The sequence below is a fragment of the Pararhizobium antarcticum genome, assembly GCF_001885585.1.
Taxonomy (GTDB): domain Bacteria; phylum Pseudomonadota; class Alphaproteobacteria; order Rhizobiales; family Rhizobiaceae; genus Pararhizobium; species Pararhizobium antarcticum.
The window spans coordinates 186,524-207,901 of sequence record NZ_LSRP01000085.1 but is presented as its reverse complement, the minus strand read 5'-3'; the positions used below and the strand labels follow the sequence as shown (position 1 = coordinate 207,901).

The following is a 21,378-nucleotide window of genomic DNA, read 5'->3' as shown; positions in this document are numbered from 1 at the left end:
GATCTTTGTCTCAAAGGCCCATATGCGTGCGACCGCGCAGAAGGATCCAGAGGAAGAAGGGGGCTCCGGCAAAGGCGGTGATGATGCCGATCGGCAGTTCGGCAGGCGGCACAATGGTGCGAGCGATCATGTCGGCGAAGATCAGCAACGTGCCGCCGAGCAGGGCTGAGGCCGGCAGGAGATAACGATGATCCGGGCCGATGATAAGGCGCAGGACATGCGGGACGACGATGCCGACGAAGCCGATGCCGCCGGAGACGGCAACAGATGCGCCGGTGGCGGCTGCGACGCTGACGATGGCAATGTTCTTCAGCCGCTGGACAGGAACGCCCATATGGAAAGCCGCGGCTTCGCCGAGCGTCAGCGCATTCAGGCCACGCGCCAGAAACGGCACGACGGCAAGCGATAGGACAATAATCGGTCCGGCCGCCATGATCTTCGTCCAGTTTGCGCCAGCCAGCGATCCGAGACCCCAGAAGGTCAGGTCACGCAATTGCTTGTCGTCGGCCATGAAGATCAAAACGCCGGTGACGGCGCCGGCGAGCGCACCCAGCGCAATACCGGCCAAAAGCATGGTGGCGACGGAGGTCTGGCCGCTGCGCGTGGCGATCCGGTAGAGAAGCAGGGTTGTGCCGAGCCCTCCGAGAAAGGCTGCGATCGGCAAAGTGTAAAAGCCGAAGACGGCAAACAGCGGGCCGAAGACCGAGGTGCCGAGAACGATCATCAGGACGGCGCCGAGGCTGGCACCGGAGGACACGCCGACCAGGCCGGGATCTGCCAGAGGGTTGCGGAACAGTCCCTGCATGACAACGCCGGAAACGGCGAGCGATGCACCGACCAGAAGGCCGAGCACCGCACGCGGCAGGCGGATGTCAAGAATGATGATCCGGTCGCGCAGGCTCAGCGCCTGCTCGACGTTGTTCAGTCCGAGCACGCCCAGCAGGACGTCCGACACCGAGGCATCGGCCGCGCCAGTCATGATCGATGCACAGAACATGGTGGCCGTGATCACACCGAGTGCGGCGATCAACAGCCGGGCGATCCGCGAGCGATCGCCGGACAGCCAGTCCGATCTCAGGCGTGCGAGAAGGCCTTCGGTTCGCCCATCGGCCACCATGGTTTCACTGCGAGACATTCGCTTTTCCATAAACCGCAGCGTTCAGTTCGCGCACGGCGCCCGCCGTCCGCGGGCCAAAGCCGAGCAAATGCAGGCCATCCATGCGGATGACCGTTTTCGCCGCCGCCGCCGGCGTGAGGCTCAGCGCCGGATGGGCGAACAAATCGGCATCGCTTGCCGCATGATCGCCGCCACGGGTCATCATCAGCACCACATCCGGCTTTGCCTCAATGATCGCCTCGTCTGTCAAAGCCTTGTAACCCTGGAAGTCATCCGTTGCGTTGACCATGCCGGACAGCGCAATGATCGCATCGGCAGCGGTTCCGGAACCGGAAGCCATGATCTTTCCACCCTGCGTCGAAAGGATGAACAGCACGCGTTTGCGTTCCGATACCGGTCGTTTTGCGGCATCGGTGACAGCCGCATCAAGGTCGGCCTTGACCTGGATTGCCAGCGCTTCCGCCTTGTCGGCAAGGCCGAGAAACGCGCCGACCGTCTTGATCTTTGCGATAATGCCGGCCCCGTCATAGCTTTCCGGCACGGATTCGAAGGGGATCGCGGCGTCGCCGAGAAGGGCGAGTGCTTCCGGGGGGCCGCTGCCCTCGACGGCGATGATCGCGCTTGGATTTGTCGCCATCACGCCTTCGGCCGAAAGCTGGCGCATATAGCCGACATCCGGGATCTTCAAAGCGGCTTGCGGATAAACGCTGGTCGAATCGCGTCCGACCAGGCGGTTTTCCGCGCCAAGCGCATAGATGATTTCCGTGATCGCGCCGCCGACCGAGACCAGTCTCGATGTGTCCGGCTGCTGCATTTCCTGTGCCACGGAAGCGCGCACGAACGCCCCGGTACCGGGCGCTGCGACCGGCAGCAGGAATGGCACCGACACGGCCAGAACGGCAACCGTCAGCTCCCAGGAGCGCAGCCTGCGAAAATCGTATCCGTTTTTCATCAACCCTCTCCCTTATGCAGCCACAGTGGTATCGAGGCGCTGCAGACCTTCCATGATCCGGCGCCATTCCGTGCGCTCCGCCACGCCTTCCTGGCGCTTACCGAAGAACTGGATGACCATTTCGCCCTTCGAATCCAGGGCTTCGAGCGAGGTCACGTGGCCGTCGGCGGTCGGCTTGCGAACCGCCCAGATTTCGGCCAGATGGTCGGTGCGCAGGTGAAGATGGAAGGTCGGATCCATCACGTTCAGCCAGGGGCCCATTGTCTTGACGGTCGCAACCGGGCCGGAATGGATCTGGATGATGCCGTGATTGCCGACGAAACACATGATCGGGAGACCGATTTCGGCCGATTGCGTCATCATCGTCTCGATCGATGACGCCTCCAGCTTCCAGGCGAAGTCATCGCCGATGCTGGTCAGGGCCTGGCGGCGGTCGAGCTTCAGCCGGCGCAGGATACCGTGGAACTGATGCGTGTCGGTCATCTTCGACCACTGGTCCCGCAGTTCTGCGCTGTCGACAACGGTTTCGGGTTCGTTTTTGGCTGTTGCTTTCGGCGTGGCGACGAAAATCTGGCTCTGGTCCTCGACCCGCAGGTCGTCGACGATCGCGGCATAGGCTGTGAGGTTCGAGGCCGGACGCATATGCACCTTGTGAACGGCCGTTCCCTGGGCGTCGAAAAACTGCAGGCTGCGGCGCACGTCCTCGCCATCCGTCTTTGTCACGGCAAAACCGTGAGCCCAGGCGCTCGGGAAGATGCGCAGGTCGATTTCGCTGCCGAGCACGATGGAGGCCTGCTTGCCGGCTGTTGCCGTCTCGAACACGCCGATCTTTTCATGCACGGCGCTTTCGTCGCGGGTCAGCGCCATGACTTCACCGAGTTCCGGTGCGCGGGCGAGAAAGCGATTGGCATCGCCGTCGATTCGAACTGCGCTCAGGCCGCATTCGGCAGCCACCAAAGCGGCTTCGGAAATGCCGAGTTGGGCTGCGATGTCGCGTTCGCGGAGCTTGGGATTGGCGGCCCGGTAGGCGCGGATTTCAGAAGGGGAGGGGAGTGTTGTGTCGGTCATGGCAGGCCTATTTGTTCAGTATGAGTTTGCCCTGGCGGGTGATTTTCATGCGGTAGATCGATCCGTCGTGGGCGATCAGAATTTCGTTGTCCCCGCGGAATAGATCGCGGCTTTCGACGATGCGATGGGTCTGGCCCTGCAGCGTTGATCGCGGGATTGCCGCAGCTCTGTCGGTTTCGGTTGGCATGCAGGGGTGACGTCCTGGGCATCATGGCAGGCGGGCTGGAAACACGCGCCGTCTGCCTGTCGTTGCGATTAGTATCTTGACTTCAATACTCATCTTTTAATATGGACGCAATACCAGATTTTTTTAGTCTAGTATTCGCGGTTGAGGTTTGCGCCGGCGGCCGGAACGGATATGTCAGGCGCCAATAAGGGCTAGAAGCATGAAAAGACTTCAGGGATTGTTGAGTGTCGCCGTGATCGCGTCTGCCTGCGCGGGTCACGCGGTCTTTGCGCAGGATGCGGCGACGGCAGCCGCTGGCACGCTCAGCATCGAGCTGAATGACGTCGTCGCCAGCGAAAAGGGATGCAAGTTCACCTTCGTTGCTGACAATAGTCTCGCGCAGTCGCTGTCGAAGGTTTCGTTCGAATTCGTATTGTTCGATCAGAAAGGGCTTGTCGAGCGCATGGCGGTGCTCGATTTCCGCGATCTGCCGTCCGGCAAGACCAAGGTCCGCCAGTTCGATCTGCCGGGAACGAAATGCGAGGCCGTCAAGAGCCTGCTGATCAATGACACACCGGCCTGCACCGGTGAAGTCCTGACGAAGGACGCCTGCATGAAGGCCCTCAGGACGGGATCGAAATCGCCCGTCGAACTCAAGGGCTGACAACGTCCGCAGCGACAGGACTGATAGAATGATGCGTACCGCTCTTACATGGACTGCCGCCATTGCCGTCTCGCTTCTCGCGCATGGCGGTGCGGCAACGCTGTTTAATCCACAGCCTTCCGAACAGGCGGAGGTTGCCGGCGGCGAAGCCATGGAGGTGGCGGTTCTCGGCAACGCCTTTGAGGATGTGATCGAGGCCGGCGATCCAACGGAGCCACTCGATCCGCTGGAAGAACAGCCGGAAGAGATCGAGCCGATCGACGCCGAAGTGGCCGAGGCCGTGCCCGAGGAAATCGTGCCGGTCCAGTCCGAGGTCGCTGCGGAAACACCGAGCGACATTCCGCCGGTCGAAGCGGACATCATCCTGCCCGCCGACGAGATGCCGCCCGTGGCTGTTGCGGAAGCCGAGGTCACGGCAACGGTGCCACCGGTCGAGACCGTCGTGCCTGAAAAGAAGCCGGAGCAGAAGCCTGAACCGGAAAAGGTCGAAAAGCGCAAGGAAATCAAGAAGCCGGAACCGAAGAAGCAAAAACCGGTGAAAAAGAATGCGAGCCGCCCGAAGGCCGGGGAAGCTGGTGCAGCCGTCGCCTCGCAGAAAAAAGGGCAGGTCGACGGAGCTGAAACGGCCAAGGCGAGCACCTCCCAGGGCAAGAAGGGCGCATTCTGGCAACAGTCCGGCAATGCATCTGTCTCGAACTACAAGGGCAAGGTGCGGTCGAAACTGGCCCGTGCTTTCCGATATCCGTCAAAGGCAAGGCAGGGGGTCACCGGTGTGCCCTGGGTTCGTTTTACCATTTCGGCGAGCGGTGCCGTGCGTGGATTGACCATTTCTAAAAGCTCCGGCTCGCCAATCCTGGATGAAGCTGCCCTGAGCGCGGTCAACCGTGCAGCGCCGTTCCCGCCCATTCCGGAAGGGGCTGGAAAGAACAGCTGGGATTTTCTCATCCCCATGAAGTTTGCAAGAGGGCGCTGACGGCGCGGCACAGTACGCCAGAGTGCTGAGCAGCGGGCGGCGGCGACAGGCGCTGCTGATGCATCGAAAAATATGATGAAAAAACTCATGTTTATACTTTACTCGAATTATCAAGTTTTATAGGGTCCTCTCATCCAAGAAACGAAGCGGGTCAATCTCGGTGAAAATTGCCGTGGAGAAACGCAAGGGCGGAGACGACAGAATGCACGACAAGAAGCGTCAGCAGCGGAGCAAGAGCCGCTACGATCAGCCGGCAACCGTCGTCGAGACGGTTGTTGAGATTGAACGGCCGACGCTGGAAGGCCGCAGTTTCCTGTATGTCGGCGGACGCGATTGTCAGGTTGCGCATTTGCGCCAGATCGCCACTTCCTATGGTGCCGAACTGATCCATCATGATGGCGGTCTGCGCGAGGCGGTGTCACGCATCGACAATGTCCTGCCCTCCGTCGATTGCGTGTTCTGCCCGATCGACTGCATCAGCCATGATGCATGCCTGCGGGTGAAAAGCGGCTGCAAGAAGTGGGGCAAGGCCTTCGTGCCTTTGCGTAACGGCAGCAAGTCCAGCCTCGAGCGGGCGTTTGCCGAGCTCAGCACAAACCACGGCCGCGGCAACTGACCCGTGGCAGTGGGCGAGGCGCAGGTCTCGTTCTGACGCGACGAACGGAGAAAAACATGAGCGAGCAGCGTCCCGATCAGTACATGATGATCGGTCTTCACAAGATGGCGTCCCAGTTCGGGGATGGCCTTGTTCCGGAACTCTACGCGCTTTTGTCGCGCCGCAGCTTTCATGAAGAGACCGTTGCGAACGTGGTCGCGTTTCCGAATGAACAGGTCCGCTTGCCGGTGCGGCAGCCGTTTTTTGTTGCGCCTGACGCTGCGGACAATATTCTGCGCTTTCCGATCGCTGCGGGCGCAGATCCTGCCCGCAAAGACAAGAGATAGAGATTGCCATGTTTTACGCCATGAACCGCTTCCAGATCACCATCGGCCATGAACAGGCTTTCGAGGATGTCTGGAAAAACCGCGATTCGAGCCTGGCGGACATGCCGGGCTTTGTCGAATTCAAATTGCTGCGCGGCCAGACGGTGGCGGAGGAGGGTTATACCCTGTTCGTTTCCAGCTCGATCTGGCGGGATCGCGATGCCTTTTCGGCGTGGACAAAATCCGAAAACTTTCGCGCGGCCCACAAGAATGCCGGCGACAACAGGGCGATGTATCTCGGGCCGCCAAAATTCGAGGGCTTCTCGGTCGTCGAGGGCGCGTGATGACAGCCAGATCGGACGATGATCGTATCGAGGTTCTGCCGGTTCTGCCGTCGCTCGATCTTGCCGTGACGCTGGCTTTCTATCGAGACTGCCTGGGCTTTTCGACCGTCGTGCACCAGGACGACGGTTATCTGATTGTCCGGCGTGCCGAGATGGAGCTGCATTTCTGGCTGGCGACGGATCGTTTGCTTTGCGAGAACAGTTCGGTCTATCTGCGTGGTGGCGGGATCGGTGACCTGCACCGCGAGTTCAGCGCCAAGGCCGTGCCGCAACTGAGCGCGATGACCGTTCGGCCGTGGAATATGGAAGAGTTCTACATTCACGATCCGCATGGCAATCTGCTGCGGTTCGGGCGCATTCCACGACCGTAGCCGTCAGCGGTTCAGGCGTCGCGTGCCGGTAAAAAGACACCGAGTGCTATCGAAAGCCAACCCAGCATCATCAACACGCCGCCCGTGGGGGCCGACATCGGAAACAGCCCGTGGCCGAGCATGTGCCGTGCCGTCAGGTCGGCCGCAAACAGGGCCGTGCCGACAGCAAGCAGAAGGGCGGCAAGGGCAGCCGTGCGGAACTGTGGCCAGGCTGCATAAAGCGCCACCAGCGCCGGGGCATGGGCAAGACACATGGCAGAGGCGCCGCCGAGCAGGCGCGGATCGGCACCATGGGAGGCGGCTGCCGCGCTGACGACGCCGGCAAGGCCCATCATGCCCGCGACGAAGAGGATCGATCGCCGCAACGAACTGGTCTTCATTGTGGTTCTTCCCTGTTCTGCATGTGGTGGGCGAGCCGTGTCACCGGTTCGAGAATGACACTTCGCAATTGCGGGTGGGCGACGGTTTCCTCAAGAGCCTGCGTGAAGCAAAAAAGCCATTCATCCCGCTCGACGGCGCCGATGGAGGCGCCGAAATGGCGGCGGCGCAGCATCGGATGACCGCGCTTGTCGGTGTAGAGCGGCGGTCCGCCAAGCCAGCCGGTCAGGTATTCATAGAATTTTTCACGGCTGCCTGTGAGATCGGCGGGATGCAAGGCGCGGCATCGGGCGGCTTCGGGCAGCGTGTCCATCAGGGCATAGAAGCGCGTTGTCAGCGCTGCCACCGTCGCATCGCCGCCGATCGCTTCGTACAGGGTCGTCGATTCCGGTTCACTCATTCGCTTTGTCCTGCCAGGTGCTGTTTTTTACGGGACCGCCTGCAGCTTCACAATGGGCATTCGCGTGGTTTCAGCCTTGCGACGTTTCATCGCGTTTTTCGTCATTGCCTCATAAAGCAATTGACAAACCGTCCAGCCGGTATCTTTATGGGCGATGGCCATAGCACATCACCGAAAAAAGCAGCCTGAACAGGTTCGCCAGCAATTGCTGAGCGTCGCGGCGCGACTCGCTTATGATCAAGGTCTCGGCAATGTCACGCTGGATGCAGTGTCCCAGAAAGCCGGTGTCAGCAAGGGTGGTCTGCTGCACCATTTTCCCAGCAAGATGGCGCTGCTCAACGGGCTGTTCGACGACATGATCGATAAATTCGATGCGGCGATGGCACAGATGATGCGCAGCGATCCGGTTCCGCAGGGGCGTTTCACGCGGGCCTATATCTCGACCGTATTCGCCTTCGATGATGGCGATCCGGTTGACGGGGCCGGCGATGCCCAGGCGTGGCACGTGCTGACCATTGCGCTGCTTGCCGAGCCGCCCCTGCGGGATCGCTGGCGGCAATGGGTGGCTGATCGGACAGACGAATTTGTCGGCACCGATTCGTCGCCCGACTGCCAGCTTGCCCGCTTTGCCGCCGACGGCATCTGGCTGGCCGATCTCTTGCAGAGCCATGATCTGCCCCCAGATGTTCGCAGCGTCATGCTTGCCCGCCTCAATGCCCTTTCGCTGCAATAGCCGTCTTTCGGAGCCATTCCATGACCCCCGCCACGCTCTATGCCATGCTCGTTATCGCCATCGTCTTCGAAGTGCTCGGCACCTCGGCCATGCAGGCAGCCCAGCATTTTACCCGGCTGGTGCCGACGCTGGTCATGATCGGCTGCTACGCCGTGGCCTTCTATTTTCTGTCCTATACGCTGAAGGTCATCCCCGTCGGTATCGCCTATGCGATCTGGAGCGGTCTCGGCATCGTGCTGATCTCGCTGGTCGGCGTTTTCGTCTTCGGCCAGAAGCTCGATTTGCCGGCCATTCTTGGCCTCGGACTGATCATTGCCGGGGTGCTGGTGCTCAATCTGTTCTCCAAATCCACCTTCCATTGAACGCGCAGATCCGCTGAATTTCTCCTTGCAAAAGTCATTATCGGATTCTATCGCTAGAAATTGAAAGCGGTTTCAATTTAAGCGTCTGCTTGTGTCCATCCGGATTAAGGTCCGGCGGGAGGCGGCTCTCGCGGCGAAAAGGAAGTTGATCATGACCATACGAACCGTCGTCTGGGGCGAGAATATCCACGAACAGACCAATGATGTCGTCAAAGGCATCTATCCTGATGGCATGCACACGACGATCGCCGCATCGCTGAACACCGATGTCGGCATCGAGGCAACGACCGCGACCTTGCAGGAGCCGGAGCATGGCCTGAGCGTGGAGCGACTGGCCAATACCGACGTGCTTTTGTGGTGGGGTCACAAGGATCACGGCGCGGTCTCCGACGAAATCGTCGAGCGTGTCGCCAAGCGCGTCTGGGAAGGCATGGGCCTGATCGTGCTTCATTCCGGTCATTTCTCAAAGCCCTTCAAGCGTTTGATGGGCACGCCCTGTGCGCTGAAGTGGCGCGAGGCCGGCGAGCGCGAACGGCTCTGGGTGATCAATCCGCGGCACCCGATCGCAGAAGGGCTGGATGAGAATTTCGTTCTGGAAAACGAGGAAATGTACGGCGAGCAGTTTTCGGTGCCGGAACCGCTCGAAACTGTCTTCATCTCCTGGTTTGCGGGCGGCGAGGTGTTCCGCTCCGGTCTCACCTGGCGACGCGGGGCCGGCAATATCTTCTATTTCCGCCCCGGTCACGAAACCTATCCGACCTATCACGACGGCAATGTCCAGAAGGTGCTGCGCAACGCCGTCAGGTGGGCCTACAACCCCCAGGGAACCTATAGCGCCATCCATGATGCGCCAAACGTGCCGGTCGAACAGGCGCTCGAGCCGATCGTCGAGCGCGGTCCGAAGCTGCACCAGTCCGGCGAAGCCGGATACAAGTGAGGTCCACCATGCGTTTACTGATCCTTGGAACCGGCGGCATGGCCAATAGCCATGCTATGAATTTTGCGACCATCAAGGGCGTCGAACTGGTGGCGGCGGTTGATGTCAACCTTGCTGTCGTGCGGGCCTTTGCGCTGCGTCACGACATCGCCAACAGCTTCACCTCGCTTACCGATGCCATCGCCTGGGGCGAGTTCGATGCGGTCGCCAATGTCACGCCCGATCGCATACACTACCCGACCACGCTGGCGTTGCTGGCTGCCGGCAAACACGTGCTCTGTGAAAAGCCGTTGGCGGAAACCTATGCCAAGGCCGCCGAAATGGCCGATGCTGCCGAGAAATCCGGCCTCGTCGCGATGGTCAACCTGACCTACCGCAATGTCGCCGAGATCCAGAAGGCCCGGCAGATGGTGCTGGCCGGCGAGATCGGCACGGTCCGCCATGTCGAGGCGTCCTATCTGCAGAGCTGGCTCGTTTCCAAGGCCTGGGGCGACTGGTCGATGGAATCGCAATGGCTGTGGCGGCTGTCGACGAAACACGGCTCCAACGGCGTGCTTGGCGATGTCGGCATTCACATCCTCGATTTTGCCGGCTATGGCGCAGCGACCGATGTCGATCACATTTTTGCCCGCCTGAAGACCTTCGACAAGGCACCGGGAAACCGCATTGGCGAGTATGATCTGGATGCCAATGACAGCTTCACCATGACGGCGGAGTTTGCCAATGGCGCCATGGGTGTGATCCATGCCAGCCGTTGGGCCACCGGCCATCTCAACGAATTGCGCCTGCGCATGCATGGCGAAAAAGGCGCGATCGAGGTCATTCATACGCCTGACGGATCGACGCTGCGTGCCTGCCTCGGCAAGGATGTGGAGACCGGGACCTGGGCGGATATCGATGCCGGCACAGTTCCAACGAATTACGAGCGCTTCGTCGAGGCTGTGCGGGCGAAAAAGACGGTCGAACCCGGTTTCCGGCATGCGGCCAATCTTCAGAAGGTGCTTGATCTCGCCATGTTCACCGAAAAGGAACGGCGCGAGCTAAAGGTCTGACGGACAGACGCCCGTCGAATTGCGGATCACCAGTTCCACCGGCCAGACCTCGCGCAGGGTGCTGGCCGGCGTTCCCTGCAGAAGCTCGAGCACCATTTCCGCGATCCTGGCGCCCGCCGCCCGAATCGACGATCGTGTCGTCGACAGCGTCGGCACGAGATTGTCCGGGCTGATATAGGGAAAGACGTCGTCATGGGCGATCAACGAGATGTCGTCGCCGACCTTCAGGCCTGAAACGCGGATGGCTCGCATGGCGCCAAGGGCCGACATCATCGACCCCGCAAGCACGGCCGTCGGGCGTTGCTCCAAAGCGAGGAAGCCCTGCATCAGACGAAAGCCCATCTCGTCGGTGAATTCGCCATTGCCGGACATCAGGGGATCGACGGCGATGCCGTGCGCTGCCAGCGCCGTCTGATAGCCTTCGTGACGGTGATCGGCAAAGACCCGGCCGCGGTGACCGTTGAGAAAGGCGATGCGCCGGTGACCGAGGTCCAGCAGATGGCTTGTCGCCTGGCGGATCGCATCGAAATTGTCGATATCGAGCCAGCCGAATTCGCCCGGCGCCTGGGTTCGCCCGTGGACGATGAACGGCAGGCGCAGGGAGGTCAGCAGCGCAATGCGCGGGTCGTCGGTGAAGGGCGAATGCAGGATCACGGCATCGACGCGTTTGCTCGCGGCAAGCCTGCGATAGGTGTTGAGCTCGGCCTCAGACGAATCGACCGTCGAAACCAGAATATCCACCTCGTCCTGCTGCAGCCTTGTGCCAAGGCCGCCCATGAATTCGCTGGTGTGCGGTCCGAACTGGCCGCCGCCGCGAAAGACGATGCCGATGGCGCCGACACGACCGGTGGCAAGGCCAAGCGCGCTGGTGTTGGGGCGGTATCCAAATTCGAGCGCGGCTTTCAGCACGCGGTCGCGCGTCGCCGGCTTGACCTCGGGATAACCGCTGAGCGCGCGGCTGACTGTCGTCTGCGAAAGGGCAAGCCGGCTTGCAAATTCCTTGAGGTTCATGCGCGATCGTCCTTTTGTCCCTTGTCTTCTAGGACGCTTTGCCGATCGTTCAAAGGGGAAGAGGCGGGATTCCCTCGCGGATGCGGGCGGAAAAGTCCGGCGTATTGTCCGCTTCAACGGCCCGCGGGCCGATCCTGCCGGCCATGCGCAGCTGTTCCAGCGTAAAACCCGGCGTCAGGCCGCGCACGGTATCGATGTATTCGGCGAGATAGCCTGAAAAGATCAGCCGGTAGTCGAGCGGCAGGTCGGGCACGATGCGGGCAACCATGTCATAGACGATCGTCGTGCAATTGGCGGTGACCGTGTTGTAGAAGCGCGGCGTCTCGGCTAGCGCGTTGGCCGCGTCGACATAGGCCATGAACAGGGAGCGCATGGCCGGTTTCGCCATGGCGATGCGGTAGAGATAGACATCTTCCTTGCGCACATTGGTGCGCAGACGCACGATGTCGCGCTCATCGGCGGCAACGATGCTGGTCTCGAACTCCTTGAAGAAGCCGCCGACTTCCGAAAAACGTTCGTGTTTTTCCTTCCGGATCTCCACCGAAAACGTGACGAAACTGCCATCCTCGAAGCCGAAGGAAACCAGCGTATGGGCAATCGCCGGGCTCGACCAGTAGGACAGCAGCATATCGACAGAGGCCAGTTTCTCGAGGTCGTAGGTCCGGGTCTCCCAGTTGACGGTATAGTCCGTCTCGGTGCGCCAGTCGAAGTTGCGGACATTGGCAAGCGTCACGGTCTGTCCATTGACGACACCGACGGTCATCTGGGCGATGTCGTCTGCCCAGTCGCGTTCATTGCTGGCGGCGATGGCACCCCACCAGAAGAGCAGGCCGGCAATCGCCACCGGATAGACAAGGGCTGCGAACCGTGACGCCCGCCTTATGTAGACGATCAGGCAGGCCAGCGACAGCAGCACCCAGGCGCACGCCGCCGCGATGCGCAAGGGCAGGGTGCCGGGTGCCTGATAGAACAAGGCGGCAGCGCCCCAGACGGCAAAGCCTGCGATTGCCAGCACCGAGACCCAGCGCAGGATGGAGCCCAGGACATGCCGGCGTGCCGGCTCGGGCGGTATCTCGGTGTTGACGGTCATTGCCCGACCGTGCTGCTGATTGTGCCGCCGAGGCTGCGGCCGAACCGGTCAACCTGCCCCTGGTAGTTCTGGCGGGTTTTGGGATCAAAGATCAGGATCGGCGTGCTGACGGCAATGCTCGCTGCGCTGCCGACCGTCTGCGCGGTGCCAAGCGCGACGGCCCCGACACGGTCGCCGAGCCCGATGTCCGAATCCGTTACGGTCTGGCCTGCGATCAGCCGGTTGCCGATCAGTTTCACGACTTCCGGGCTTTCGGCAAATTTGCCATGGTTCAACTGGTCATTGCTCTTGAGCGCCGTGAGATCGAGGATGGTGATGTCGCCGGCATTTTCCAGGGCACTGCGGTAGGGTTCCTGCGAGGGGTCGATTTGGCCGAGGCGTTCGATATTGCCGGAGATTCTGCGCGACAGGGTTAGTGCGCGGTCGTCTCTCGAGACGAAGATCGTGAACTTCGGCTTGTCCTTGCCCATCGCTTCCCACTGCTTGCCGAAGACATCGACATCGAGGTCCGGGGAGGCGAGAATGACATTCTTGATCTTCGGGGCGACGCGGCCATCGCGGATCGCCATCTGCCGAAGCGCTTCCACGGTCAGCCATGATCCCATGGAATGGGCCATGACGGTCACTTCGCTGATCGCCGGATCCTGCGACGCCCGGCGCAGGAGTTCTTCCAGCGCATCGCGCGAATAGTTGGTGCTTTCCTTGTCGTAATTATAGTCGAAGATCGAGGCCCGCGAAGGCCAGGTGAACATGATCGGGGCGACGTCGGTCTTTGAATCATGAACGATCTGCGCGAAGCGGTAGACGGCATCCTCATAACGATTGTTGAAGCCGTGCACGAAGATCAGCACGCGGCGGCTTTTCGGCAGGTTGGCTTTCAGCCAAGGCTGTGCCTCGGCCGGCGAGGCAAGCGGTTTGACGCTGACGGTGGAAAATTCCTTGGACGGGTCAGCCGGCAGTTTCTTTGGCCACTGGACCTGGCCGATCTCGCGGGTTTCATCCGGCGGGATTGAAACGATGATTTCGGCCGCCGACAATTGGGCGGCGCGTTCACCGCCGTAAAGAATACCCGGTTGGTCCGAAGGCGCACGGGTGGTGGCGACCAGCATGTTGACTTCGCTTGCGCCTGGGCTGGTTCCGGATGGAACGAGCACGCCGACAGGTTTGCCGGCGCAACCGGCGGCGATTGCAGAGAGCAGAAGCAGGGCAATCTTCCCTGCGTGTCGGAAGCAAACGGGGCGTGTCCGGTCATCGGTCATACAGTTCTGCGTCCTTGCAACTGGTCGCACGGCGTCCCGTTTCATGCGGTGTGCCGACGCTTCGTGGTGGCACCCATGCCAGATTTTCCAGGACGGCAACACCGGAATTGTCGCTGAAACCCGGGGGCACGCAGAATCCAACGGAAACTGTTGCATATTTTTCGCAGGGTGCAGGCGTGGACAGACTGTGTAGATGTGCAGTTTCTGATATATCAGATTATGGGGAAATCCCATTATGCCTCATTGTCAGGCGGTGATGAATTCAATAGCATTTGTCCGGTATCGCTTGGCGCGACGCCGCTGCCAATCTGTTAATTTTTTGATTTCATAGGGAAACTTTGAGCATGCAGGCGGTTTTCGATGGTCACAACGACGTCCTGCTTCGCCTCTGGAGCCATGCAAAGGCCGGGGCTGATCCCGTCGCCGAGTTCGTCAATGGCACCAAGGACGGCCATATCGACGGACCGCGATCGCTGAAAGGCGGCCTCGTCGGCGGACTTTGCGCCATCTACATTCCCTCCGGCGATCTCGCGCTCAAGCAGCCTGACGAGAACGGCCATTACAACACGCCGATGTCGACACCGCTGGAACGCCCGTCCTCGCTCGATATCGCCCTTGAATTTGCCGCCATCGCGATGCGACTTGAGCGCGCCGGGGCTTGGACCCTCTGCCGCAGCACCGGCGATATCCGCCAGTCGATCGCCGAAGGTGTGTTTGCCGCCGTGCTGCACATGGAAGGTTGCGAGGCCCTCGATGCCGATCTTGTCGCGCTCGAGACCTTCTATGCCGCCGGCCTCCGTTCGCTTGGTCCGGTCTGGAGCCGCCACAATATTTTTGGCCATGGCGTGCCGTTTGCCTATCCCATGGACCCCGATACCGGTCCGGGCCTGACGGGCCCCGGTTTTGATCTCGTGCGCGAATGCAATCGGCTGGGCATCCTGATCGATCTCGCCCATATCACCGAAAAGGGCTTCTGGGATGTTGCCAGGACCTCTGACCAGCCGCTGATCGCCAGCCACTCCAACGCCCACGCCCTGACGCCGGTGGCGCGAAACCTGACTGACCGCCAGATGGACGCGATCCGCGAGAGCAAGGGGCTGGCCGGGCTCAACTACGCAACGACGATGCTGCGGCCGGATGGCCAGGAGAATGCCCTGACGCCGCTCAGCGATATGGTGCGCCATGTTGACTACATGGTCGAGCGCATGGGCATTGACTGCGTCGCGCTCGGCTCGGATTTCGACGGTGCAACCATTCCGGCGGAGATTTCGGATGCGGCCGGCAACCAGAGCCTGATTGCCGCCCTTCGGGCTGCCGGATATGGTGACGCCGAACTGACAAAAATATGCCGGGAAAACTGGCTGCGCGTTTTGGCTCGAGCCTGGCACGAGGCCGACTGAGCCGGAAGACAGAGGCCCGGAACGGGTCCAAACAAGGGAACAGAACGATGATGCACTCCATGAACACGCACTTCAGAATGTTGACCGCAAGCGCCGCCATGGCGCTGATCCTGATGGCGGGCGCGCCGGCCTTTGCCGAAACGCCTGCCGATACCTTGGTCGAGGGTTTTGCCTTCGACGACATCATCACCATGGACCCGGGCGAAGCCTTCGAGCTTTCGACCGCCGAAATTACGGCCAATACCTACAGCTACCTCGTTCGTCTCGATCTCAACGACACTTCCAAGATCGTCGGCGACCTTGCCGAAAGCTGGACCGTTTCCGATGACGGCCTGACCTATACGTTCAAGCTGAAGCCGGGCCTGACATTCGCCTCCGGCAATCCGATCACGGCGGAAGACGTTGCCTATTCCTTCGAGCGCGTCGTCAAGCTCGACAAGAGCCCCGCCTTCATCCTCACGCAGTTCGGCCTGACCGGCGACAACATTGCCGAAAAAGCCAAGGCCACCGACGCGAACACCTTTGTCTTCACCGTCGACAAGGCCTATGCGCCGAGCTTCGTGCTGAACTGCCTGACGGCGACCGTCGGCTCGGTTGTCGACAAGAAACTGGTTCTGGAACACGTGGCGGCCGTCACTCCGTCGGACGAATACAAATACGACAACGATTTCGGCAATGCCTGGCTGAAGACCGGTTATGCCGGCTCGGGTGCCTTCAAGCTGCGCGAATGGCGTGCCAACGAAGTGATCGTTCTGGAACGCAACGACAATTATGCCGGTGAAAAGACGCCGCTTGCCCGGGTCATCTACCGTCACATGAAGGAAAGCTCCGGCCAGCGTCTTGCGCTCGAGAACGGCGACATCGACGTTGCCCGCAATCTCGAACCCGGCGATCTCGAAGCGGTCGCCAAGAATGCGGACCTTGCCAGCACCAGCGCGCCGAAGGGCACCGTCTATTATTTCAGCCTCAACCAGAAGAACCCGAACCTTGCCAAGCCGGAAGTGGCGGAAGCCTTCAAGTATCTTGTCGATTATGATGCAATCGGCTCGACCCTGATCAAGGGCATCGGCGAAATCCACCAGACCTTCCTGCCCAAGGGCGTTCTCGGCGAACTCGACGAAAATCCTTACAAGCTGGACGTGGCCAAGGCCAAGGAACTGCTCGCCAAGGCCGGCCTCGCCGATGGCTTCACTGTGACCATGGACGTGCGCAACACGCAGCCGGTGACCGGGATTGCCGAATCAGTGCAGCAGACGCTGGCCCAGGCCAATATCAAGATGGAAATCATTCCCGGCGACGGCAAGCAGACGCTGACAAAGTACCGGGCCCGCACCCACGACATCTATATCGGCCAGTGGGGTCAGGATTATTTCGATCCGAATTCCAATGCCGAAACCTTCACGGTCAACATGGACAACTCCGATGAGGGGACCAAGACGCTTGCCTGGCGCAACGCCTGGGAGGTTCCCAAGGAGTGGACGGAGCAGAGCAAGGCTGCCCTGCTTGAAAAGGATGCCGCCAAGCGCGCCGACATGTACAAGGATCTGCAGAAGAAGGTGCTTGAAAACAGCCCGTTCGTGATCATCTTCCAGCAGACGGAAGTGGCCGGCTACAGCGGCAAGCTCAAGGGCTTCAAGCTCGGCCCGAGCTTCGACACCAACTATGTCTGGACCGTATCGAAAGATTGATCCGGAGCGCGGCGGTGACAATCCCGGACATTATCGTACCATCGGCCGGGCGCTCTCGCGCCCGCGCCAAGGCGCGGACCTATGCGGTGCTGCGGTTCCTGGTGGTCATCGTCACGACCTATCTCGGGCTTCTGTCCGTGACCTTCTTCATCGGCCGGGTGATCCCGGTCGATCCGGTGCTTGCCATTCTCGGGGACCGTGCGCCGGCGCATGTCGTTGAGCGAACCCGCGAGCTGATGGGGTTCAACGAGCCGCTCTACTACCAGTTCTACATCTATCTCAAGGACGCCCTGACCGGGAATTTCGGCACCTCGGTGCTGACCACCAACCCTGTCTTGGATGATATTCGCCGGGTCTTCCCCGCCACCATGGAACTGGCAACCCTCGGCACGCTGATCGGCAGCCTGATCGGTGTGCCGCTCGGTGTGCTCGCGGCCGTGCGTCGCGGATCGATCGCCGACCAGTTCGTCCGCGTCATCGGGCTGATCGGTTATTCGGTGCCGATCTTCTGGCTCGGGCTTCTGGCGCTGGTGCTGTTCTACGCAAAGCTGCGCTGGGTCGCCTATCCCGGCCGCATCGACATCGTCTATGAATATACCTTTACGCCCGTCACCGGCTTCTATCTGTTCGACTCGCTGTGGCAGGGACAGTGGGATGTCTTCAAGGATGCTTTCCGGCACATCATCCTGCCGGCCGGACTGCTCGGCTATTTCTCGCTCGCCTATATCAGCCGCATGACCCGCAGCTTCATGCTCAACGAATTGCAGCAGGAATACATCGTCGCTGCCCGCGCCAAGGGCCTGTCGGAGACGCGCATCATCTGGGGGCATGCGCTGCGCAATGCCGCGGTGCCGCTGGTGACGGTGATTGCCCTGTCCTATGCCGGGCTTCTCGAGGGCTCGGTGCTGACCGAAACGGTGTTCTCGTGGCCGGGCCTGGGGCTCTACATCACCAATTCGCTGCAGAATGCCGACATGAACGCGGTGCTGGGCGGGACGATCGTCATCGGCTCGGTCTTCATCGCCATCAACCTCCTCTCGGATTTGCTCTACCGCACCCTCGATCCAAGGACCCGCGCCCGATGAGCCAGATCAGCGAAACACCGGTCCTGTCGCGACGCGAATGGCTCCTGTCCGATCGGCCGCAATCGCGCCTGCAGGCGCGGCTCGGCAGGGCCTACATGACCTGGCGGCGCTTCTCTTCCAACCGGCTGGCCATGGTCGGCCTCGGCATCATCCTGTTGCTGGTCGCCGTCGCCATCCTTGCCGATGTTCTGGCACCACATTCGCCTGTGATCGGCAATCTCGGCGGGGCGCGTCTCCTGCCACCCGGCAGTGAGGGCTATCTGCTCGGCACCGACGATCAGGGCCGCGATATCCTGTCTAGGCTGTTGCACGGTTCGCGGCTGACGCTGCTGGTCATCGTGCTGGTGGCGGTCATCGCCGCACCCATCGGCCTGCTCGTCGGGGCTGTGTCCGGCTATGCCGGCGGCTGGGTCGATGCCGTTTTGATGCGCATCACCGATATTTTTCTCGCCTTTCCCAAGCTCGTTCTGGCGCTTGCCTTTGTTGCCGCCATGGGGCCGGGCATTGAAAATGCCATTCTCGCCATCGCCATCACCTCCTGGCCGCCCTATGCGCGGATTGCCCGGGCCGAGACGCTCGCCGTGCGCCATTCCGACTATATCGCCGCCGTGCGCCTGATGGGGGCGTCACCCTTCCGCATCGTGCTGCGCCATGTCATGCCGATGTGCGTATCCTCGCTGATCGTGCGCGTCACGCTCGACATGGCCGGTATCATCCTGACGGCAGCCGGCCTCGGTTTCCTCGGACTGGGTGCCCAGCCGCCGCTGCCGGAATGGGGCGCGATGATTGCCGCCGGTCGGCGCTTCATTCTCGACCAGTGGTGGGTGGCGACCATGCCGGGCCTGGCGATCCTTATCGTCAGCCTCGGCTTCAACCTGCTCGGCGATGGCCTGCGCGATGCGCTCGATCCGCGGGAGAGCGGCCAATGACGCCGATGCTGACGGTCGAAGATCTCAGGGTCCGCTTTCCGACGCGCACCGGCGTGATCGAGGCGGTGCGCGGCGTGTCCTTCACACTTGGTCGCGAACGGCTCGGCATTGTCGGCGAAAGCGGATCCGGAAAATCGCAGACGGGCAGGGCGATCATGGGGCTGACGCCGCCGCATGCGCAGATCACCGCGAAATCGCTCGATTTCGACGGCATCGACCTGTTGAAGGCCCCATCGAAACTGCGGCGCAGCCTGCGTGGCAACCGCATCGCGATGATCCTGCAGGATCCGAAATATTCGCTCAACCCGGTGATGAGCATTGGCCGCCAGATCGTCGAGACGCTGCGCACCCACGAAAAGGTCAGCGCCCACCAGGCCCGGGATCAAGCGATCGCGATGCTCGAGGCGGTGCAGATCCGCGATGCGGCCCGGGTCTTCGATCTCTACCCGCACGAGGTCTCCGGCGGCATGGGCCAGCGCGCGATGATCGCGATGATGCTGATTGCCGGCCCCGAGCTGCTGATCGCCGACGAGCCGACGTCTGCACTCGACGTGACGGTACAGCTCGAGGTGCTCGGCATCCTCGACCGTCTCGTCGCGGATCGCGGCATGGGGCTGATCTTCATCTCGCACGATTTGCGGCTGGTCTCGTCCTTCTGCGACCGGGTCATCGTCATGTATGCCGGGCGGATCGTCGAGGAGATTGCGGCAACCGATCTTGCCCATGCAAAACACCCCTATACGCAAGGCCTGCTCGACTGCATGCCGGCAATCGGCAGCAGCCGGCATCCGCTTCCGGTTCTTGATCGCAAACCGGAGTGGGCGCTATGACGGCCGCTGTTTCCATTGATGATCTGGTCGTCGACTATGACGGGTTCCTGGCGCTCGACAGGGTCTCGATCGAGATCGCTTCCGGCGAATCCTTCGGTCTGGTCGGTGAATCCGGCTCCGGCAAATCGACCCTCCTGCGCGCCATCGCAGGTCTGGCGCCCGTCAGCGCCGGCACGATCACCGTTAACGGCCAGACACTGGCGGCCCGCTATCGCGACAAGGCGTTTTTCCGGCAGGTGCAGATGGTCTTCCAAGATCCCTACGGCTCGCTGCATCCGCGCCAGACGGTTGACCGGCTCTTGCTCGAACCGCTGGCCATCCATGGCATCGACAATGCCGAGCCGCGCATTCTGCGCGCCCTGGACGAGGTCGGGCTCGGCGCGAGCTTCCGTTTCCGCTATTCGCACCAGCTGTCCGGCGGCCAGCGACAGCGCATCGCGATCGCCCGGGCGCTGATCATCGAACCGTCGATCCTGCTGCTGGACGAACCGACCTCGGCGCTGGACGCGTCGGTTCAGGCCGAAGTCCTTAACCTGCTCGAACAGGTGCGGCGCGACCGGCAACTGACCTTCCTGATGGTCAGCCATGATCTCGGCGTCGTCACCCATATGTGCGACCGCCTTGCAGTGATGAAATCCGGTAGGGTTGTCGAGCGCCTGTCATCCGGCGATCTCGCCAGTGGCAAGGTCGAGCAGACCTACACGCAAGAACTGATGGTCGCGAGCAAGGGTTTCGTGCGCCGGGTCATTGCACCGGCGCCGGCCGGATGAGCACCGGCAGAACCGGGATGCACAACCGGGATGCTTAGTCGCATTTTTCGAAAGTGCCCGGCTTTTCCTGGCCAACAGGGCAAATGATGCCGCCCCACTGGTAGCCGATCCTGTCCTTGCCGAAGCGGATCTTGAACCAGGGATAGCCGTTCATGTCGACGCCGGTGGATTGCTCGACCGTGATCGGGTCGCCCTCCTTCAGGCTGGCAATCTTGGCGTGTTCCATGCCGGGCCCGTCGCGCACCACACCACCCCAGGACTTGGCCGGGAAAGGCTCTGTTGCAGCTTCGGTTTCGACCGTTGCCGCACCATCGCTCCTGATCGTCATATCCGGCTTAACGCCCGGCGCCGATTGCGCCTGGACATTGGCATTGGCATCGCCCGGCGTCACGACCTCCACTGGCACCGGGAAGACGCAGCCGATCACATCGCTGCCACCCTGGGTGATCTGGATGCTGTTGCGGTCGCCGGACAGGGCGATGGTGGTGTTTCCGAACGAATAGCTGCGGGTGCCGGGCAATTGCCCGAGCGTAATCGTCTTGCCGCCGATCAGGCCCGCTGAGATCGTCGTCGCATCGATCGTCTCGACGCTGATGAAACTGGCTTCACCGCAATAATAGCGGCGCGTCTCGGCCATGGCCCCCGGCGCTATGGCCAGCGTCCCGACGGCTGCAATCACCGGCACCAAAATCGTCGTCCTCATGAAGTCCCCCCAACAAGAATTGCCGTTAAGCTACGATCTGCATTGCGGCGCCACTACAGAGACGTCAGGCGCCGAACATTATATGAGCCCAGGGCTTCACCAGTGACAACCAAAACGGGAACATTCGGTTCTCATTAAATACTCCCGGGTAAGAAACAACCGAGTCTCCCCATTC

27 protein-coding genes are annotated in these 21,378 nt (G+C 61.3%); 16 read left to right on the top strand and 11 right to left on the bottom strand.

The genetic code is table 11. From position 1 onward, the window contains the following. Nucleotides 1-10: 10 nt before the first annotated feature. From AX760_RS12925 to hemP, 4 genes are read right to left on the bottom strand one after another with little or no spacing between them, the layout of a single operon-like run. Nucleotides 11-1,135, bottom strand: a complete 1,125-nt coding sequence (locus AX760_RS12925) for a FecCD family ABC transporter permease (protein ID WP_071833277.1) — start codon at nt 1,133-1,135, stop codon at nt 11-13. Then, nucleotides 1,122-2,069, bottom strand: coding sequence for a heme/hemin ABC transporter substrate-binding protein (locus tag AX760_RS12920; protein ID WP_071833276.1), 948 nt, complete (start codon nt 2,067-2,069; stop codon nt 1,122-1,124). The genes AX760_RS12925 and AX760_RS12920 overlap by 14 nt, the downstream gene beginning before the upstream one ends. A 12-nt stretch (nt 2,070-2,081) precedes the next feature. Continuing rightward, on the bottom strand, nt 2,082-3,137 hold the full coding sequence (locus tag AX760_RS12915; RefSeq protein WP_071833275.1) for a hemin-degrading factor: 1,056 nt from the start codon (nt 3,135-3,137) through the stop codon (nt 2,082-2,084). 7 nt (nt 3,138-3,144) lie between these two features. Beyond that, a complete protein-coding gene (hemP, locus tag AX760_RS12910; protein WP_071833274.1) occupies nt 3,145-3,324 on the bottom strand; it encodes a hemin uptake protein HemP in 180 nt (59 codons plus the stop codon). A gap of 199 nt (nt 3,325-3,523) precedes the next feature. On the opposite strand from hemP, the gene AX760_RS12905 reads away from it, so the two are divergent. The 6 genes from AX760_RS12905 (at nt 3,524) to AX760_RS12880 (ending at nt 6,576) form a co-directional block, all read left to right on the top strand. Further along, nucleotides 3,524-3,967, top strand: coding sequence for a hypothetical protein (locus AX760_RS12905; RefSeq protein ID WP_071833273.1), 444 nt, complete (start codon nt 3,524-3,526; stop codon nt 3,965-3,967). Nucleotides 3,968-3,998: 31 nt separating this feature from the next. Next, nucleotides 3,999-4,940 (top strand): cell envelope integrity protein TolA, encoded by a 942-nt coding sequence (tolA, locus tag AX760_RS12900; protein WP_071833272.1) that lies wholly within the window; start codon nt 3,999-4,001, stop codon nt 4,938-4,940. A gap of 202 nt (nt 4,941-5,142) precedes the next feature. After that, on the top strand, nt 5,143-5,556 hold the full coding sequence (locus AX760_RS12895; RefSeq protein ID WP_071833271.1) for a DUF2325 domain-containing protein: 414 nt from the start codon (nt 5,143-5,145) through the stop codon (nt 5,554-5,556). Between the two features lie 56 nt (nt 5,557-5,612). Continuing rightward, nucleotides 5,613-5,882, top strand: coding sequence for a hypothetical protein (locus AX760_RS12890; protein ID WP_071833270.1), 270 nt, complete (start codon nt 5,613-5,615; stop codon nt 5,880-5,882). 8 nt (nt 5,883-5,890) lie between these two features. Next, a complete protein-coding gene (gene hmuQ / locus AX760_RS12885) occupies nt 5,891-6,205 on the top strand; it encodes a heme-degrading protein HmuQ (RefSeq protein ID WP_071833269.1) in 315 nt (104 codons plus the stop codon). Beyond that, nucleotides 6,205-6,576: a bleomycin resistance protein gene (locus AX760_RS12880; protein WP_071833268.1), complete on the top strand. Its 372-nt coding sequence runs from the start codon at nt 6,205-6,207 to the stop codon at nt 6,574-6,576. Before hmuQ ends, AX760_RS12880 begins: the two co-directional genes overlap by 1 nt. Before the next feature lie 11 nt (nt 6,577-6,587). On the opposite strand, the gene AX760_RS12875 is transcribed toward AX760_RS12880, so the two are convergent. Genes AX760_RS12875 through AX760_RS27980 form a run of 3 tightly spaced genes read right to left on the bottom strand, consistent with a single transcriptional unit; the run spans nt 6,588 to nt 7,516 of the window. Then, nucleotides 6,588-6,956: a DUF423 domain-containing protein gene (locus AX760_RS12875; RefSeq protein ID WP_071833267.1), complete on the bottom strand. Its 369-nt coding sequence runs from the start codon at nt 6,954-6,956 to the stop codon at nt 6,588-6,590. Then, nucleotides 6,953-7,354, bottom strand: a complete 402-nt coding sequence (locus tag AX760_RS12870; RefSeq protein ID WP_071833266.1) for a group II truncated hemoglobin — start codon at nt 7,352-7,354, stop codon at nt 6,953-6,955. The genes AX760_RS12875 and AX760_RS12870 overlap by 4 nt, the downstream gene beginning before the upstream one ends. Before the next feature lie 27 nt (nt 7,355-7,381). Beyond that, the gene (locus AX760_RS27980; RefSeq protein WP_280950773.1) at nt 7,382-7,516 is read right to left on the bottom strand and encodes a hypothetical protein; all 135 of its coding nucleotides are present in this window, start codon (nt 7,514-7,516) and stop codon (nt 7,382-7,384) included. Between AX760_RS27980 and AX760_RS12865 the strand changes: the two genes are divergently transcribed. The 4 genes from AX760_RS12865 to AX760_RS12850 all read left to right on the top strand — a co-directional run bounded on the left by AX760_RS12865 (nt 7,509) and on the right by AX760_RS12850 (nt 10,438). After that, nucleotides 7,509-8,087, top strand: coding sequence for a TetR/AcrR family transcriptional regulator (locus tag AX760_RS12865; RefSeq protein ID WP_071833265.1), 579 nt, complete (start codon nt 7,509-7,511; stop codon nt 8,085-8,087). The two genes, AX760_RS27980 and AX760_RS12865, sit on opposite strands and share 8 nt — an antisense overlap. A gap of 20 nt (nt 8,088-8,107) precedes the next feature. Continuing rightward, the gene (locus AX760_RS12860) at nt 8,108-8,449 is read left to right on the top strand and encodes a DMT family transporter (protein WP_071833264.1); all 342 of its coding nucleotides are present in this window, start codon (nt 8,108-8,110) and stop codon (nt 8,447-8,449) included. A 151-nt stretch (nt 8,450-8,600) separates the two neighbouring features. Then, nucleotides 8,601-9,386, top strand: coding sequence for a ThuA domain-containing protein (locus AX760_RS12855; protein ID WP_071833263.1), 786 nt, complete (start codon nt 8,601-8,603; stop codon nt 9,384-9,386). Nucleotides 9,387-9,394: 8 nt separating this feature from the next. Next, nucleotides 9,395-10,438 (top strand): Gfo/Idh/MocA family protein, encoded by a 1,044-nt coding sequence (locus tag AX760_RS12850; RefSeq protein WP_071833262.1) that lies wholly within the window; start codon nt 9,395-9,397, stop codon nt 10,436-10,438. Here the strand turns inward: AX760_RS12850 and AX760_RS12845 are convergent. From AX760_RS12845 to AX760_RS12835, 3 genes are read right to left on the bottom strand one after another with little or no spacing between them, the layout of a single operon-like run. Further along, the gene (locus AX760_RS12845; RefSeq protein WP_071833261.1) at nt 10,427-11,449 is read right to left on the bottom strand and encodes a substrate-binding domain-containing protein; all 1,023 of its coding nucleotides are present in this window, start codon (nt 11,447-11,449) and stop codon (nt 10,427-10,429) included. The genes AX760_RS12850 and AX760_RS12845 overlap by 12 nt on opposite strands. A 49-nt stretch (nt 11,450-11,498) precedes the next feature. Next, the gene (locus AX760_RS12840) at nt 11,499-12,539 is read right to left on the bottom strand and encodes an Lnb N-terminal periplasmic domain-containing protein (RefSeq protein ID WP_071833260.1); all 1,041 of its coding nucleotides are present in this window, start codon (nt 12,537-12,539) and stop codon (nt 11,499-11,501) included. Continuing rightward, the gene (locus AX760_RS12835) at nt 12,536-13,798 is read right to left on the bottom strand and encodes an alpha/beta hydrolase (RefSeq protein WP_071833259.1); all 1,263 of its coding nucleotides are present in this window, start codon (nt 13,796-13,798) and stop codon (nt 12,536-12,538) included. The genes AX760_RS12840 and AX760_RS12835 overlap by 4 nt, the downstream gene beginning before the upstream one ends. A 344-nt stretch (nt 13,799-14,142) precedes the next feature. Between AX760_RS12835 and AX760_RS12830 the strand changes: the two genes are divergently transcribed. From AX760_RS12830 to AX760_RS12805, 6 genes are read left to right on the top strand one after another with little or no spacing between them, the layout of a single operon-like run. Further along, nucleotides 14,143-15,198, top strand: coding sequence for a dipeptidase (locus AX760_RS12830; RefSeq protein ID WP_071833258.1), 1,056 nt, complete (start codon nt 14,143-14,145; stop codon nt 15,196-15,198). 47 nt (nt 15,199-15,245) lie between these two features. Then, on the top strand, nt 15,246-16,886 hold the full coding sequence (locus AX760_RS12825; protein WP_071833257.1) for an ABC transporter substrate-binding protein: 1,641 nt from the start codon (nt 15,246-15,248) through the stop codon (nt 16,884-16,886). Between the two features lie 14 nt (nt 16,887-16,900). Next, entirely contained in the window at nt 16,901-17,971 is a 1,071-nt protein-coding gene (locus AX760_RS12820; RefSeq protein ID WP_071833324.1) for an ABC transporter permease, read from the top strand. Next, entirely contained in the window at nt 17,968-18,900 is a 933-nt protein-coding gene (locus AX760_RS12815; protein ID WP_071833256.1) for an ABC transporter permease, read from the top strand. Before AX760_RS12820 ends, AX760_RS12815 begins: the two co-directional genes overlap by 4 nt. After that, nucleotides 18,897-19,730, top strand: a complete 834-nt coding sequence (locus tag AX760_RS12810; protein ID WP_071833255.1) for an ABC transporter ATP-binding protein — start codon at nt 18,897-18,899, stop codon at nt 19,728-19,730. The genes AX760_RS12815 and AX760_RS12810 overlap by 4 nt, the downstream gene beginning before the upstream one ends. After that, complete coding sequence (locus AX760_RS12805; RefSeq protein WP_071833254.1) at nt 19,727-20,500, top strand: ABC transporter ATP-binding protein; 774 nt, start codon at nt 19,727-19,729, stop codon at nt 20,498-20,500. The genes AX760_RS12810 and AX760_RS12805 overlap by 4 nt, the downstream gene beginning before the upstream one ends. 34 nt (nt 20,501-20,534) lie before the next feature. Here AX760_RS12805 and AX760_RS12800 read toward each other — a convergent pair whose 3' ends face one another. Further along, nucleotides 20,535-21,203, bottom strand: a complete 669-nt coding sequence (locus tag AX760_RS12800) for an SH3 domain-containing protein (protein ID WP_139276131.1) — start codon at nt 21,201-21,203, stop codon at nt 20,535-20,537. Between the last annotated feature and the right edge of the window lie 175 nt (nt 21,204-21,378).

What these genes read in the sequence shown, in the direction of transcription:
- tolA (WP_071833272.1), top strand. Translation starts at nt 3,999, where the DNA reads ATGCGTACCGCTCTTACATGGACTGCCGCCATTGCCGTCTCGCTTCTC.
- AX760_RS12840 (WP_071833260.1), bottom strand. Translation starts at nt 12,539, where the DNA reads ATGACCGTCAACACCGAGATACCGCCCGAGCCGGCACGCCGGCATGTC.
- AX760_RS12925 (WP_071833277.1), bottom strand. Translation starts at nt 1,135, where the DNA reads ATGTCTCGCAGTGAAACCATGGTGGCCGATGGGCGAACCGAAGGCCTT.
- AX760_RS12905 (WP_071833273.1), top strand. Translation starts at nt 3,524, where the DNA reads ATGAAAAGACTTCAGGGATTGTTGAGTGTCGCCGTGATCGCGTCTGCC.
- AX760_RS12815 (WP_071833256.1), top strand. Translation starts at nt 17,968, where the DNA reads ATGAGCCAGATCAGCGAAACACCGGTCCTGTCGCGACGCGAATGGCTC.
- AX760_RS12915 (WP_071833275.1), bottom strand. Translation starts at nt 3,137, where the DNA reads ATGACCGACACAACACTCCCCTCCCCTTCTGAAATCCGCGCCTACCGG.
- hmuQ (WP_071833269.1), top strand. Translation starts at nt 5,891, where the DNA reads ATGTTTTACGCCATGAACCGCTTCCAGATCACCATCGGCCATGAACAG.
- AX760_RS12835 (WP_071833259.1), bottom strand. Translation starts at nt 13,798, where the DNA reads ATGACCGATGACCGGACACGCCCCGTTTGCTTCCGACACGCAGGGAAG.
- AX760_RS12845 (WP_071833261.1), bottom strand. Translation starts at nt 11,449, where the DNA reads ATGAACCTCAAGGAATTTGCAAGCCGGCTTGCCCTTTCGCAGACGACA.
- AX760_RS12890 (WP_071833270.1), top strand. Translation starts at nt 5,613, where the DNA reads ATGAGCGAGCAGCGTCCCGATCAGTACATGATGATCGGTCTTCACAAG.
- hemP (WP_071833274.1), bottom strand. Translation starts at nt 3,324, where the DNA reads ATGCCAACCGAAACCGACAGAGCTGCGGCAATCCCGCGATCAACGCTG.
- AX760_RS12810 (WP_071833255.1), top strand. Translation starts at nt 18,897, where the DNA reads ATGACGCCGATGCTGACGGTCGAAGATCTCAGGGTCCGCTTTCCGACG.
- AX760_RS12855 (WP_071833263.1), top strand. Translation starts at nt 8,601, where the DNA reads ATGACCATACGAACCGTCGTCTGGGGCGAGAATATCCACGAACAGACC.
- AX760_RS12850 (WP_071833262.1), top strand. Translation starts at nt 9,395, where the DNA reads ATGCGTTTACTGATCCTTGGAACCGGCGGCATGGCCAATAGCCATGCT.
- AX760_RS12870 (WP_071833266.1), bottom strand. Translation starts at nt 7,354, where the DNA reads ATGAGTGAACCGGAATCGACGACCCTGTACGAAGCGATCGGCGGCGAT.
- AX760_RS12920 (WP_071833276.1), bottom strand. Translation starts at nt 2,069, where the DNA reads ATGAAAAACGGATACGATTTTCGCAGGCTGCGCTCCTGGGAGCTGACG.
- AX760_RS12875 (WP_071833267.1), bottom strand. Translation starts at nt 6,956, where the DNA reads ATGAAGACCAGTTCGTTGCGGCGATCGATCCTCTTCGTCGCGGGCATG.
- AX760_RS12825 (WP_071833257.1), top strand. Translation starts at nt 15,246, where the DNA reads ATGATGCACTCCATGAACACGCACTTCAGAATGTTGACCGCAAGCGCC.
- AX760_RS12800 (WP_139276131.1), bottom strand. Translation starts at nt 21,203, where the DNA reads ATGAGGACGACGATTTTGGTGCCGGTGATTGCAGCCGTCGGGACGCTG.
- AX760_RS12865 (WP_071833265.1), top strand. Translation starts at nt 7,509, where the DNA reads ATGGCCATAGCACATCACCGAAAAAAGCAGCCTGAACAGGTTCGCCAG.
- AX760_RS12805 (WP_071833254.1), top strand. Translation starts at nt 19,727, where the DNA reads ATGACGGCCGCTGTTTCCATTGATGATCTGGTCGTCGACTATGACGGG.
- AX760_RS12880 (WP_071833268.1), top strand. Translation starts at nt 6,205, where the DNA reads ATGACAGCCAGATCGGACGATGATCGTATCGAGGTTCTGCCGGTTCTG.
- AX760_RS12830 (WP_071833258.1), top strand. Translation starts at nt 14,143, where the DNA reads ATGCAGGCGGTTTTCGATGGTCACAACGACGTCCTGCTTCGCCTCTGG.
- AX760_RS27980 (WP_280950773.1), bottom strand. Translation starts at nt 7,516, where the DNA reads ATGGCCATCGCCCATAAAGATACCGGCTGGACGGTTTGTCAATTGCTT.
- AX760_RS12860 (WP_071833264.1), top strand. Translation starts at nt 8,108, where the DNA reads ATGACCCCCGCCACGCTCTATGCCATGCTCGTTATCGCCATCGTCTTC.
- AX760_RS12895 (WP_071833271.1), top strand. Translation starts at nt 5,143, where the DNA reads ATGCACGACAAGAAGCGTCAGCAGCGGAGCAAGAGCCGCTACGATCAG.